Below are 16,097 nucleotides of genomic sequence, written 5' to 3' on the forward strand. Positions count from 1 at the left end.
AAAAAATGACAACGAACCAGATTAAAGTATCCGCGATCGTTCCAATGTACAATGTTGATGAATATGTTCAAGAGACTATTGAATCCTTATTGTCTCAAACTCTATCAGAAATTGAAATTATTTTAATTGATGACCATTCTACAGATAAAACTTATGAGATAGCAGCAGATTTTGACTCCCGTTATGATCAGATTGTGCTGTATAGACAAGATGTCAACCAGGGAGTTTCAGCAGCAAGGAATATTGGTCTGGAGTTGGCTAAAGGTCAGTATGTTTTTTTTGTGGATGCGGATGATACGATTCCTTCAAATACCCTTGCACTCATGTATCAAACGGCTATTGATAAAAACGTAGATCTAGTTACGGGGATCTATGAGCGATTTGATAGCAAGAGCAGCACCGTTGTAAACTTTTTCAACCAATTTCCTGAAATGAAATTGGAAGGCTATAAAAATATTTATGATGATTCTCAATTTTTATATTCTGTTTATAGTTGCGGAAAACTCTTTTCTAAAAAACTAATTTATGATATCAAGTTCCCAGAACATATAAGCTTCGCAGAGGATCATGTTTTTACCATTCACGCATATTTGCGAGCAAAGCGAATTTTTAATGTATCTTCTAATGTCTACAACTATAGAATAAGAGAAAACGAAACGGAGTCAGCAACTCAATCTATTTATAAAGATCCAGTAAAAAACTTCAGTAACTTGATTAATACATTTAATATAGTGAAGTCTCTTATGAGTGAGCATGTAGAACAAAAATATATACAAAACAAGTTGTTGAGCACATATTTAACAAGATTAATTCATTGGAACATTTGGACTGCTTTAAGTAATGCTCTCCTTTCTACGAAGATTTCAAATAGATTAGAAATTTTAAGGCTATATATGGGATGGATCAAGGGTTTAAATAACGAAATAATACTTTCAAACTTATCCGATTTTAAGCTAATTAACATGAAATTGAATAAATTTATTAGAGTTATGGACAATAAAACAATAGATAAAATCCATGATCTTTTTGACTTATTTGAAGCAAAAGGGGTCTAACTAAGGAGCAACTATGATAAATGAGCTAAGAAATCGAGAGCTTCAGAAACGGTATGAAAATATAGTCAATGCTAAAAGACAGAATCTTATTGAAGGAATTATTGAACCCAAGCAAAGGATTCATGTTGTTTATGTGATGGAAAAAGTTAACGTGTGTGGTGGAGTGAAAATCATTCTACAGCACGCAAATAAGTTAGTTGAATATGGAATGAGAATAACAATCATCTGTCATTTTCCGTTTCCAACATGGTTCCCACTAAATGCTGAGTATATTCAGGTGCCATTTGGTATAGAACTTGCCAAAGGAATTCCTGATTGTGATTTAGTAGTTGCTACTTATTATAGACATATTCACGCATGTATCGAAACAGGGATTGCACCTGTCGTTTATTTTGAGCAAGGAGATAACCATCTTTTTGAATACGATAACCTGGATCCTAATACTAAAGCATTTGCCTATAAACAATACCAGCTACCTGAGTTTATATTTACCGTTTCTAATAAAGCAGCAAGTTATATAAAGAGATTTTATAATAGAGAAGCTAAAGTTATCTATAATGCTATTGATAATTTTACTTTTAATATTGATATAGATGCCTTTAAATGGACCAAACCGTATATATTAATGATAGGGCAGAACAATACATTTAAAGGTATTGAAGAAATTATTGAGGCTGTAAAGATATTGAGGGATGACAACTTTGGTTTAGACTTGATTTGGATAACTCCAGAAGAACCCGTGGTTCAAACTTTTATTTTATCTGATATTAGCAAAATATATATAGCTCCGTCGCAAGATGAAATTGCTAGTTTATATAGAGGGGCTGAATTATATGTATCAGCGTCTCATTATGAATCTTTTTCATTACCTGTAATTGAAGCAATGTCGTGTGGTTGTGCAGTTGTCACTACAAGAAATGCGGGTGTTCTAGAGTACGCGGAGGATAACGTAAATGTCTTGTTAGCACATATTAATGAACCTAAAGACCTTGCTATAAAAATAAAAATGTTACTAGAGAATTCGGAAGTTAAATCTAGATTAATCCAGAATGGCATAAAAACATCTCAAATGTTTTCATGGGATCAGATAATAATTGAACTAGCTGAATATTATAACTATTGTAGTAGTTTTACTGTGAAAAACCAATCTGCACCCTTTGAATGGAATATTTATATTGAGCAAAAACAATTAATTAATACAAGGGAATACAAGAAACTTATCAAAAATATTCTTAACAGTAGTTCTGACATCATACAAATACCTCGAGTCTATAATTTAATTGAAGGGCACTATATTGCTAGATGGGAAACAGTTGCAACAAGGAAGCAACCAGAAAATAATAAGATAGGTAAAGTGTTCGTTTACGCTATGGAGGGTAAAGGGAGTTTACCATATGAAGATGCTTATGTATTTTACAATAAAAAATATTTTATCGACTCATTTACTTTGCTGACTGAGAAATTCAAATTGGAAAAAGAATTATTTCATAAAGCTGTTTATGCTAAGTGGATGCTTTTATGCTTAATTGAGTTAGAAAAGGATAGAGAAGCTTTTGATTTTATTGATTACCTACAAAAAATATATCCGGATTTCACAGACTTATATTATATAATTAATTTATTGAACTTACTTTCCAATGGTGAATGTTGTATTAAATGTTTAGAGAACATATCTGTATTAGGGGATGCAGTTAATTACCCAGAATATTTTTATGAGATAAAAAAACTAGTGAAGTAACTTTAAACTACGGTAATAATGAAAGATAATAATTTATTAGGGGAATTTTAAAAACACTGTTAATATAATATTTTTAGCTCTGTTTTTCAAATTTTTTCCTAAATTAAGAAGATATTTCTTGATCAAGAAGATGGGTTTATTTAATGGTGAATATTGAATTGATAATTATTTAATATGTTAAGGATGTGACCAAAAGTATGTTTGGAACTTATATTGGGAATAAAAAAATGATTATTAACTTAGCTTACGGTGGAATGTTGACTATTTCATCAGACGATTTAAGTTTGATGCCTAGCTTAGTCACTAAAGGTTTAATTGAAACTCCTTTAACAAAATATTTTATAGATAATGTTAAAGTTGGGGACACGGTAGTTGATGTAGGGACAAATGTTGGGTATTTTACTATCCTAGCAGCGAAATTAGTAGGGAGTGAAGGAACTGTCATAGGGTTCGAGGCAAATCCAGAAATATATAATTTATTAAAAGATAACATCGCTATGAATTGGATTACAAAACAAACAAAGCTCATAAATAAAGCAGTATACTCAGAAGTTTCTAGACTTCAATTTAGAGCATCAAAGAAGTTTCATGGTGACTCTTCTTTACAGGTTAGACCCACTGATGAAAATGTAGTAGATGAGTATACTCTAATAAATATTGATGCAGTGACTCTAGATAGTGAACTCATTAAAACGGAACAAATAGACCTTTTAAAAATTGATATTGAAGGTGGAGAGTATCAGGCTTTTTTAGGAATGGTTGATCTTATAAAAAAAGGGAAAATAAGAAAAATAGTATTTGAATGGAATAAAATTATGTTAGGGAAGGAAAGCTCATCATTTGCATCTCTAATAGAAGAATTGCTTATTAATTATAATGGAAATCTTTATTCTTTAGATTCTGAAGGAGCTGCTATTCCAGTTTCATTAGAATCTATCATTTCTCTAGATTTCTATCCCTATGCTTTAATAGTATTTGAATGACTTGTATAGAAGATTTTAACTTTAATAATACGCCATGTATTTAAAAACGAGTGATAAATTGTTTTTTTAAGTGTTTTAAATCAGATTAAATCGAATGATTCCAATTAAAGAGTTGATTTGGGCAATGAGGCAGCAGGTCTTATTGGCTCAAGGAAAGGCTCCCCAATTAATTTTGCAATAGTTTTAAAACCATGGACTGAGATAAAGTGTTACTTTTCTATAAGAAGATCAGGAGAGGGTACAAAATTTCATAATAAAATGTTCTTCTATTAAGAGTTTCAAACATTCGCAAAGAGTTTACTATAATTGTATAGTAAACTCTTTGCTTAATATACCATTTCAATCTATAGAAATAGATTGCTTTTTAAAATTGGAATAACTATGAATGAAAACATTATCAATTCCAATTGACAATGGATAACTTTGGGTGGTATAGTCGGAAATGTGGGCGAGAGCTTCACTTCATTTGATGACGAAGGGAATGTTAGTGCATGCAAGGTAAAGTAAAATGGTTTAACGCAGAAAAAGGTTATGGTTTCATTGAAACGGCTGACGGCGGCGACGTATTTGTACATTTTTCCGCAATTCAAACAGAAGGCTTCAAAACACTTGAAGAAGGACAAGACGTGGAGTTCGACATTGTCGAAGGCGCACGTGGACCACAAGCCGCTAACGTAACCAAATTATAATCATCCCCGGCATAGCCGACCTACATAATTGGTAAGATGGTTAGCAATGGATAACGCGCTAGCACTGCCCTGGAATTTATTCCAGGGCTTTTTTATGTTTTCTAATTACATAAAAAAGCCCCTTACCCAGTGGTAAGGAGCTCAACACAATAGAATATTTACTCTAGAGAACCATCAAAGTCAGCCATCTCGACAAAAATGGTATTGGAGGAGGCAGATTGTTTCTCTACGCTTCCGTCTGGATAGCGGAATTGATAGCGCAGGATGACCTGGGCGATCAGATACGCACGGAGGGCAGATTCGATGTCGAAAGAAAAGACGATGACGGCTTTGTGGTCTGGGTCAAGCCGACCTAACGGAATACCTTGGAGCAGGTTAGGATGCGGTAGTGGCACAGAATTCACGGTGACCGTTCGTAGCAAAATGAAATCTTCGGCTGCAAATGGTGCAGTGAGCAAGAGCTCTTCCAGTGGGGTATTTCCGATGTTTTCCACATGGACGGTGAAGGACAGGGTATCTTCTTGGCCGACACGCAAAGCGCTGGAGCTAAGCGTAAGTTTAGGGATGGCTGAAATAACGCTCACGCCGACGGTGTTGGTTTGGGTTGTTTCCTGGATGGTCTCTCCACCACTACGACGTGAGGTATATTCGATGGTGGCTTGGTTGCTGAATGTTTCATCTGCTGGTGCTTCACGAATTTGCGCCTGGAGCGTAAGGGTGAGCGTCTCCCCTGGTGCAATATCCGGGAGCGTGATACCTGCGGCGGGATTAGCGCCTGGCTGTGCTTTTTGTTGGATAGTTAGGCTGTTGGGTACATAAATGAGTCCATGCGGCAACGGGTCTGTGAACAGCGGATGCTGCGCTGTGATCCCCCCTTTGTTAGTAATCTGAATGGTGAAGGTGAGTGTGTCGCCTACAGAGGCATCTGTGGTGTTCACCTTTTTAACTAATTCGAGCAGTGGGAATACAACTGGGATCGTAACGGTATTGGTATTCAATGTCTCCGATACGACTCTTCCTCCAGGTAACGTAAACGAGTAGGCCAAGGCAGCTTGATTTACGATGTAGCCGGATGGAGGCGTCTCTAATACGGTCACTTGATAAGTCAGTGTCAATGACTGTCTGGATTCCACAGACCCAAGGCTAACACCGATAGCTGGATCGGCCCCCGACAGTAATTGACCGTTCAACTGTATGCTGTCAGGAATCAATAGAGTCCCGGCAGGAATGAAATTTTGCAGTGTAACTTCGGATGTTACGTTGCCAAAGTTGTTGAGCAGTACCGTATAAGTAAGGCTTTTTCCTGCGATGGCCTCCGTATTTTCTGTGGAGATACTTGCAGCAAGCTGTGGATCAAAAACAGTTATAGTCACGGTGTTGCTGGTAACCTCGCTCGCACCGTCACTGCCAGCATATTGAAGACGAACGCTATTGTTTAGACGTCCGCCGAGAGGCAGAGACTGAACGTTCACGCTGTAAGATACATCAATTGTCTGTCCCGCCTGTAAGCTGCCAATAAATAATGGTTCACCTGGCTTGCTAGAAGCAGGTGGAGAACCGTTAATTTTCAAGCTATTCGGGTTTATGATGGTTCCATTCGGTACGTAATCGGCTAATACTACATCGGTAATGACCGAGCCTCCATCGTTAACAAGAGTCAGCTGATAAGGCACAGCATCACCTAATGCGACAGTAGACACTGTTGTGCGTAGCACAGTTGACAAGGCTCCTTTAGCGGTAGGGGCTACTTTAACCGAGACAGAAGGTGAGGTAGATACCAGATTTGTGCTTCGTCCGTCCGGCAGATGGTAGGAGTAAGCCAGCGAAGCTTGATTCACCAGTGTGCCAGACTCGGAGGCACGAACGACAAGCGCGGAGAAGACGGTAGTCGTTTTTTCTCCTGGTGCGATGGTGCCTAGGGCAATGCCTTGCTCTGGACTGACTCCATATTGAGGGGTTCCATTAACCGAAATAGAGCCGGGAACAAAAGAAAGATCCGATGGCAATGAGTCCGTTAACAAGCCAAACGCACCGATATTTCCCGTATTTTCTGTGACGATGGAATAGGTGATGCTTTGACCTGGCTGTACGCTCTCCGTGCTGGCTATTTTCGTCAGTTTCACCACAGGCTGAAGTAAGGCAATGGTGACAGCATTGGACAAAACGGCACTCGCTTCTTCACCATTTGAGAGTAACAAGCGCGCCTGATTCGTACGTGGCCCTGGCTGTTCTGTCGCTGTGATACGGATATCAAAGGATATGACAGTCTTGGTATTCGCTTCTAACGGTGGCAAAGGTATGCCGGTGCCGGGATCGCTCTCTGCCACCGTAGATCCATTAATCTGAACTGAGCCTGTAATAAACTCGATGTCCTCTGGCAAAGTGTCCAGCAAACGGGCATCTTGCACGGTATTCGTATCCTCGTTGAGGATCACGAGTTCATACGTCAAGGTATCGCCAGTAGTGGCGAAAGGTGAGCTTACGCTTTTGCTTAATGTGATGTCTAGCGGTGACACGGCAACCTCAACAATGTTGGATAAATGGAAACCACCTGCCTCTCGTCCATCTGGTGCATTAAAGCGATAGTCTACCTCAGCCTGATCTACCAGCAGTACGGTTGCAGGGATGGAGGATACCAGCACTTGGAAAGTGACGGTTGCCGATTGTCCTGGTGGTATGGCTGGAGTCGAGATGCCAGAAACCGGGCTTGCACCGGGAGCTGCAATGCCGTTAATCGAGACGGTGTTCGGAAGGAATACAGAGCCGTCCGGAATATTGTCACTTACAGTAGTTGAGGCTACAATGTTACCCGTGTTGGATACGACAATCGTGTAAGTGATGATGTCTCCGACGGTAGAATTATTGGTATTGCTTGTTTTGACTGCTGTTAGGATCGGCTGGAAGACCGGAATGATTATTACATTAGATGTTGAGCTGCCAGTAAATACTCCGCTGGTAAAGCTAACGGATGCCTGATTAGTTAATTGTGCCGGTGTTGGCAAGAAGTCGACTCGAACCTGGAACGTAACGGTAGCAACGGCTCCTGGAGCGAGGCTACCGATGGCAATGCCAAAGCCAGGGTTTCCATCAGGGAAGGAAGTTCCGTTTATGGTAACACTGCCATTCACAAAGGAGCTTCCCGCCGCAATCATATCTGAAACCACTATATTATTGGCTGTACTGATCCCATTGTTGGAGACAGCCAATGTGTAGGTGATGATATCGCCAGTAATGGCGTCGGTAGCCGCCGTTCCTTTGACGATGCTAACGTCTGGTGAGGATACAGAGATACTAACTGAATTGGATACCGCAGATCCGGATACCGTTCTGCCATCTGGTGGTTGGAAAGTGAATGAGCCAGATGCCTGATTGACCAGCACCTGTGGATTAGGCAGAGTGTTGATAACGGTTTGGAACGTTACGGATACCGTTCCGCCTGGCAGCACGGATCCAACTGGAACGCCAGTTTCGATGGACAATCCAGGTTGCGGACTGCCAGCAATGCTGACACTATTGGCAAGGAAAGTCGATCCGGCCGGGATGTTATCGCTGATGGTAAGCGCTGCTGCAATATTGCCGCTATTCACGGCCGTAATCGTGTAGGTCAGTGTATCGCCGACGGAGGCGTTAAGAGTGCTAGATGCTTTAGTAATTGCAATTAACGGTTGGAACACAGGTACGATGAGTGGATCGGAAAAGGCAGTGCCAGTGAACGTTCCGCTAGTAAACGTGACGGCTGCAATATCTGTGAGCAGTGGTGGCTGCGGCAAAGACTGGACAGTCGTTTGGAAACTGACGACGAATGTATTTCCAGGTGCGACGTTTCCAATGGCAATTCCAGCAACCGGAGAGGCATTAGGGAAGGCTACTCCGTCGATGAGGACACTGCCCGGAACGAAGGAGGTACCTGCAGGAATTGTGTCGGTTACAACAGTATCTGTGACTGAATCCACACCGTTATTCGTGATGCTCAGTGTATATCTGATCGTATCTCCGACTACAGCGGCTGCCAGACTGGATGTTTTCGTCACCTGAATATTAGGTGCAGACACAGCAACATTGACTGTATTGGATGTGACGGAACCACTCAGCACCCTACCATCTGGCGGTGAGTACGTAAAGTTCGCTTGCCCTTGGTCGGTCAATATAGGCGGAGTTGGCAGAGACGAGACGATGGTTTGGAAGCTCACTGTAATACTGCCTGAAGGGGCCAGTGATCCGAGCGTTATGCCTGTAACTGGCGAAGCTCCCGGTACAAGGATGCCGTTAACAACGACGCTGTTAGGCAGTAGTTCGGAGCCAGCAGGGATATTATCCGACAGCACGGGTATAACGGCAATATTTCCGGTATTGGTGAGCGTCAGAGTATAGACCAATGTTGATCCGATCTGTGTGTTGACGGTATTGACGGTTTTGGTCAGGCCGATGATTGGCTGATAAACAGGCAAGGTCACCGGATCGGATTGCGAAGACGAGGTCAACGTGCCTGAAGTAAAGCTGACGGTTGCTTGATTGGTTATTTGCGGCGGCTGCGGCAGACTAACGACGGAGACCTGAAATGTAACTGCTGCCGAACCACCTACTACGATGGTGCCTACAGGGATACCTGAGCTTGGTGATGCAGTAGGTACAGATGTGCCATTCACGGTTACACTGCCAGGAACAAAGCTGGTGCCGGGCGGCAGTGGATCAGATACAACGGCATTGACGACTTGACTGATTCCGTTATTCGTAGCGACCACAGTATACGTAATGGTATCTCCGACTACGGCATCAGTAGCGGAGGCTGTTTTGATAACGTCCACATCTGGCGAAGAGACCGAGACGGTCACGGACGGAGATACTGCACTTCCAGTCAGGACACGACCATCTGGTGGTTGATAGCTGTAAGCTGCGGTCGCCTGATTGACCAATGTACCTGATGCGGGCAGTGAGGTAATGACTGTCTGAAAGGTCAGAGTGACGGTCGTAGCTGCACCTATGATACCTAATGGGATCCCAACACTTGGATCTGAACCAGGTGCTGCGGTGCCATTGATCACTACACTATTAGGGATAAAAGCAGCCCCTGCCGGAATGGGATCACTAAGTACGGTATCTGCACCGATGTTTCCAGAGTTCGTAACGGAGAATGTATAGGTTACAGTATCTCCAACCGTAGCTCTTCCAGTTCCCGCGCTTTTAGTTACAGTGACGATCGGTTGATACACAGGGATGGTAACGGGATTGGATACCGAAAATCCATTAAATGCACCTGAAGTAAAGCTGACGGTTGCTTCATTGGTAATGGACGCTGGTGACGGCAGGGATTGTACGTTAAGCAAAAAGCGAATGGTGGCTCCGCCACCAGCTCCAAGCGTTCCGACAGGAATGCCATTTTGCGGGTTGGCTGAAACGACCGGCGTACCATTGATTGTAACGCTGCCTGGTACAAAGGCGGTTCCGAAGGGAATGGTGTCCGTGACGATTACGCTAGTAACAGGATCGAGTCCGTTATTGAACGCAGTTATGACATAGGGGACAGAATCACCCACGACAGCGACAGCCACATCAGCTGCCTTCGTGACTGTTACATCTGGTGACGAGATCGGAATGGATACAGGCAGGGCGGCTCCGTTTCCGGTCAGCGTTCGTCCATCTGGTAGCTGGAACGTGTAGTTCACAGTGGCCTGGTTGGTTAGTATGGAGCCTGGTGGTACCGATATGACCACAGCGCTGAACGAGACGGTTACCGTCGCGCCTGGGGCAACTGAACCGATATTAATGCCTGTAATAGGGTCTGCTCCGGGAATGGGTGCACCGTTGACCAGTACACTATTTTGATTCAAGCTAAGCGAGCTGGACAACAGATCAAGCACGACCGTTTCTGCGGGCGCGTTGCCGGTATTGGTTACAGTGATGAAAAAGCCAAGTGTATTACCTACAGTAGCACGATCCGCACTGAGGGTATTGGTCACATTCAAAATCGGCTGTAGTACAGGTAGGCTGACTTGATTCGAGACGGATTGACCTGCGAAAGCCCCTGAATTAAAGGAGACAGTCGCCTGATCCGTTGACAAACCTGACGCTGGCAAGGATGTTACCGTTGCCTGGAAGGTGACCGTTACTGAGCTGGCAGCAGGGACAGTGCCTACGGATACGCCTGTGGCGATGTTGGCTCCCGGTATAGTGACACCATTGACTTGTACGGAGTTAGGTATAAAAGTAGTGCCATCAGCAATCGGGTCGATAAAGACAGTTCCCGTTACGGGTGTAATGCCGCTATTTACTGCGTTAATGGTATACGTAATGGTATCGCCGAAGGCTACAGAGGTCTGATTGACCGTTTTGGTCACGGTGACATTCGGATTGGATACGGGAATGAACACCGGATTCGATTGTACGCTTCCATTTAATGTGCGACCGTCAGGTGGCTGGAAGGTGAATGTGGCCGAACCTTGATTTAACAGACCCAGGCCAGCAGGGACAGCGTTAATGACGACTTGAAAAGTAAGAGCGACAGAAGCCCCCGCTGCAATGTTTCCGACTAATACCCCTGATTGGGGATTGGCTCCAGCAACAGGCAGACCGTTCACGGTGACGCTATTCGGTATAAAGGAAGAGTCTGATGGAATGGCATCGGTGAAGGTGGCGGTCGCTGCTAAATTACCTGTATTTTGGGCGGTCAGTGTATAGACTACGGTATCGCCTACCGTTGCTTGACTCGTATTAGCAGTTTTAACGAGATTGATAATAGGTTGGTAAACTGGGACGACAACGGTGTTGGAGAGTGATGTGAAATTCAGTGTACCGCTGGTAAAAGAGACCGTTGCCTGATCGCTCAGTTGGGGTGGCTCAGGCAGGCTGTTAACGGACACGGAAAAAGTGACCGTTGCTGACGCCCCGGCAGCGATGGAACCGATTGGGATCCCCGTTAAGGGGCTGGCTGACGGCAATGTCGTTCCATTTACAATAACTGAGCCAGGAACAAAAGTGGAGCCCGACGGGATCGTATCGTTCACCCGAACATCCGTCACGGTTTGGACTCCGCTATTGGTAGCTGTAATGGTATAGGTTATCGTATCACCGGGAACTGCGTCAGCTACTGAAGCGCTTTTGCTAACTTGCACATTGGGTGACGATACAGGAATTGTGACAATATTGGACGAAACATTGCCGTTAACAATCCGGCCATCCGGCGGTTGAAAGGAAAAGCTGATATTCGCCTGGTCGGTGAGTTGGGGAGGTAAAGGCACGGAAGTAATCACCACCTGAAAAGTTGTTTGAGTTACGGCTCCGGGTGCAATGGAGCCAATAGACAGACCTGTTGCGGGACTGGCGCCGGGAATAGGAACACCGTTGACAACCACACTGTTCGGTACCAGTGCTGAGCCTGCGGGGATATTGTCTATCAATGTGGCAGCAGCTGCAATATTACCGCTGTTGGTTACTGCCACAGAGTACGTTACGATGTTTCCGACTGTGGCTGATATAGGTTCGGCGGTTTTGCTTACGCTTAACACCGGAGCGTTCAAAGCCACTGTCACCGGGTTAGATACTGATACGCCTGAAAAAGCACCGCTGGTGTAGCTGACACGCGATTGATTGGTGAGCTGCGGCGGACTTGGTAATGGAGAGGACACCATCACCCTGAAAGTGATCGTAGCCCCTCCTCCAGCGGCGATGCTCCCAATAACGATACCTAATGATGGATCTGCACTGGCCACTGTGGAGCCATTCAGCGTTACGCTACCCGCAGTGAATTGAGAGCCGCCCGGGATAGGATCGGAAACGACCACATTGCTCACAGTCTGGATTCCGTTGTTGAGTACGGTCAGGGTGTATAACACCGAATCACCAGGAATGGCGGTGGAACGGTCTGCAGTCTTCGAAATGGACACATTCGGCGCTGACACAGGAATGGATAACACGTTGGACGATGTGCTATCTGTTCTCACTCGCCCATCGGGCAATGTAAAGGAAATGGCGGCGGTGGCCTGGTCTGTTAGTTGGGATGGTATTGGAAGAGAAGCGACTACAGTTTGGAATGTCAATGTGATAGGGCTTTGCGGCGACACGGTTCCGATGAAAATGCCTGCTGCTGGACTGGCTCCGGGCTGACTAACGCCATTGATTACCACGCTGTTCTCCATAAATGTGGACCCGGCAGGAATAACATCTGTCAGCGTTACAGAAGCGTTATAGTTGCCGCTGTTCGTGACCAATAATGTGTACAGAATCGTGTCGCCTATCGTAGCTGCTGTTGTATTTGCAGATTTGGCCACACTGATGCGAGGTTGATAAACCGGCACAGAGACGGTATTTGTCTGGGATGTTCCGGTAAACGCACCGCTGGTGAAGCTGACACTGGCTGTGTTTTGCAGCGGCTGTACGGACGGAACGACATTGACCAGCACAGCATAGGACACCTGCACGGATGCGCCTGCGCCAATGGTGCCGACTGGAATCCCACTTCTTGGATCGGCTGTGCTCACAGGTGAACCACTGACGGTTACGCTTCCGGGTATAAATGACACGCTGCCGGGGAGTGGATCGGTAATCACGGTGTTTGTGATGGGGTCAATTCCGTTATTTACGGCGTTCACGCTGTAGGTCAGCGTTTCGCCAACACTAACGGATGTGAATCCCGCAGACTTGGTTACTGCTACGTTGGGAAGCGAAATCGATACGGAAACAATATTGGAGAGAAGCGAGCCCGAGAGGGTTCTCCCGTCTTGCAACTGATATGAATATTGGAGCAGGCCCTGATCGTTTAACCCACCCCCGGGGGGGAGGGAATCCACTGTCGTCCGGAATGAGACTGTAATTTGTGCACCAGGGCTTATGGTGCCCACTAAAATTCCCGTATTAGGATTGGCGCCTGGCACTGAGGACCCGCCGACAATGACGCTTCCGGGAATAAAGGTGGAGCCTGTCGGTACAGTTTCCGTCAAGGTCGTGTTTAATACGGCTGTTCCGGTATTAGCGATGAGAAATGAATAAGTAATTGTCCCGCCAACGCTGGCACGGTTGGAGCTTGCGCTTTTGGTAATCGTCGGCGTTGCAATAACGACAGGTATGGTTACAAGATTGGACAAAGATGATCCGGTAAAGGCCCCGGAAGTGAAGCTGACAGTTGCACGATTGTTAATCTGTGCAGGAGAAGGCAGAGAATTAATGGCTGCTCGAAATACAACCGTAACCGATGCGCCTGGAGCTAAAGTGCCGATCGGAATACCGTTCACAGGTGTAGCAGTCGCAGAAGCAGTTCCGTTCACGGTGACGCTACCAGGTACAAAGGCAACTCCGCTTGGCAGTGGATCGGTAACGACTACATTGGTCACATTGGTGATTCCGTTGTTTGTGGCGGTTATGGTAAATTGAATAGTCTCTCCGACTGCGGCAGCCGCCAGGGAAGAGACTTTTGTCACGGTCACATTTGGTGAGGATACGGGAATGGTGAGCGTGTTGGACGTCCCGCTTCCGTTCAATACACGTCCGTCAGGCGGTGTGAAGGTATACGTATAAGCCGCCTGATCGGTCAAATTACCAGAGGCGGGAACCGCGTTGACGAGGGCCTGGAAGGTCACGGGTATAGTAGCACCAGTATTAATCGTTCCAACTGAAAAACCAGTAGCGGGATTGGCAGCAGGCACGGAAGAACCACCAATGGTCACACTGCCCGGTATGAAGGATGATCCGGCGGGAATGCTCTCCGAAAAGCTGAGATTTGCAGCAATGCTGCCCGTGTTGGATATCTGAAACGTGTACGTAATGGCATCTCCGACTGTAGCAGCTGTTGTATTGGCACTTTTAACAATCCCAATAACAGGCTGGTAGATCGGTGTACTGGCAGTGTTGGACGGAACGTTGCCAGAAATGACAGGTCCTCCAGGCACAGTTTGGAAGGAAAAGGATGCGGATGCCTGATTACCCAGCTGGGTGTTTGCTGGCAATGAAGTGACGGTTGCACGGAATGTAATGGTCACCGTGGAAGCAGGAGCTACGCTACCCACTGTGATACCTGTTGCGGGATTGGCTGTTGGCTGGGCTGTGCCCGCGACAACAACACTGCCAGGTACAAAGGTAGCCCCGGCTGGTATGGTATCGGTAAGTACTGTGTTGGAAGCACTGACGAGCCCCGTATTCGAAATGTTAATCGTATAGGTAACTGTATCGCCAATAACCAAGCCTGTAGAGCTGGCCGTTTTGGTCAGGGTTACCAGCGGGGCATTGATATCAATTTGAATGGCATTGGCATTTACAGTGTAAATGTCGCCATTTGTTGTCAGCTGGAGGACACCTGTGGTTTGGCTGTTGAGCAGCGTGGAGGAAATATCGACATTGGTTATGTCCCAACCTTGCCGTCCGCCCGTCACCTGTGTGCCAGGTGCTCCATTTACGGCATTAGTTGTACCGAAGGTTCCGGTCGTGACCAATGTACCGTCGTCTCCGTTTATTTGGGAAGCGAAAAAATTAGTCGAAAAATTATTAGGCCCAGACAGCGCAGTCAAACTGGATGTGGTAGGTCCAAATAACGCACGGTCACCAGTAATGTCCACGTCACCCTCTTGGGCGCTAATCAGGGCCCTACCACGCAAAGTCCCCTGTACGGGCGTGGCAAAGCCACTAACCACCACATTGACCGAGCCTGTAGCGGTACTGACCCCTTCACCACCAACACGTAGCGACAGGTTACGGAAGGGCAGAGACGGGTTATTGTACACCACAGCCAGCGTCCAGCCGGCATGGTTGGTGTTGGTGGAATCGGGAACCGTGATGGTGCCCGTCACATTTCCGACCGTGTATGCCCCTGCACCGCCTTGAATGACCAGATTTGTGACATTCGCTGTTCTCACATAGGTACTGAGACTGGTGACATTGACTGATGTTGCAGATTCAGGGCTGACTGTAGTAGATAAAGCAGGTGTCTGAAATGTGACCGGGTTGCTGGCGCTGGATAATACATTGGTACTGCCGTTGGCATAACTTCCTCCCCAAATAAGCTCAGCATACAGCACCGTACTGCCTCCAGGGAGCACAAGGAATGCTGTCGATGAGTTACTGGTAAAGGTAGAAGTCGTGCCGAATGGATACGTGCCGAAGCGAGAGGTTGTATTGGTTGTGATGAACGCGCCAATGCTGGTCGCTGTTCCCGGTACTCCTACCGAATTAGAGCGTGCCAGCCCAAGTGTATTCCCTATAAAGGTGACAGCCCCCGTCTGGTTCGTTACGTAACGCTGAATAAAAGCCATGGATTAGCTTCCTACTTTCCATCTCTTCCAAATCCGTTATCTTGGGATTTCCGTGTAGGAAGAGCCAGCTAGGCTGGGTGTAATAATCCTTTCGTATAAATTGCCTGCGTTATAGCCAAGCCTTGCATACCGCACAAGCCCATGTACCTGATCCAGCGGGAAAAGAACACCCCCTTTTTCGATAAAATCGCTTAGCATGAAGCCCAAAATAGGTGTTTGTCAAGACGTCAGCGGGGCAATATTTATATATGCACTCATTATTCACATATGTATGCAAGTCGATTTTAAACATACTTATTTTCAAAGAATGACGTTATCGGAAGCGTTTTAGCGAAAAAAGAAGAATTTTGTAAAATAGCTTCGAAATGTTGCTCTCTTTTTTTACTTGGCGTTAACAT

Annotated in this window: 5 protein-coding genes; 4 read left to right on the plus strand and 1 reads right to left on the minus strand. The window is 45.4% G+C overall.

Going from position 1 to position 16,097, the window contains the following annotated elements; translation table 11 throughout:
• Window positions 1-5 precede the first annotated feature (5 nt).
• The 4 genes from AC5ELV_RS11850 (at window position 6) to AC5ELV_RS11865 (ending at window position 4,465) form a co-directional block, all read left to right on the plus strand.
• Window positions 6-1,055 carry a glycosyltransferase family 2 protein gene (locus tag AC5ELV_RS11850; protein WP_493430343.1) on the plus strand — a complete coding sequence of 350 codons (1,050 nt, stop codon included), beginning with the start codon at window positions 6-8 and terminating at the stop codon, window positions 1,053-1,055.
• A gap of 13 nt (window positions 1,056-1,068) precedes the next feature.
• The gene (locus AC5ELV_RS11855) at window positions 1,069-2,793 is read left to right on the plus strand and encodes a glycosyltransferase family 4 protein (protein ID WP_493430344.1); all 1,725 of its coding nucleotides are present in this window, start codon (window positions 1,069-1,071) and stop codon (window positions 2,791-2,793) included.
• A 197-nt stretch (window positions 2,794-2,990) separates the two neighbouring features.
• The gene (locus tag AC5ELV_RS11860) at window positions 2,991-3,776 is read left to right on the plus strand and encodes an FkbM family methyltransferase (protein WP_493430345.1); all 786 of its coding nucleotides are present in this window, start codon (window positions 2,991-2,993) and stop codon (window positions 3,774-3,776) included.
• 491 nt (window positions 3,777-4,267) lie between these two features.
• Entirely contained in the window at window positions 4,268-4,465 is a 198-nt protein-coding gene (locus tag AC5ELV_RS11865; protein WP_013373372.1) for a cold shock domain-containing protein, read from the plus strand.
• Window positions 4,466-4,623: 158 nt separating this feature from the next.
• On the opposite strand, the gene AC5ELV_RS11870 is transcribed toward AC5ELV_RS11865, so the two are convergent.
• Complete coding sequence (locus AC5ELV_RS11870; RefSeq protein ID WP_493430346.1) at window positions 4,624-15,699, minus strand: DUF7507 domain-containing protein; 11,076 nt, start codon at window positions 15,697-15,699, stop codon at window positions 4,624-4,626.
• Window positions 15,700-16,097 lie beyond the last annotated feature (398 nt).

It is taken from the genome of Paenibacillus sp. NMA1017 (genome assembly GCF_058895805.1).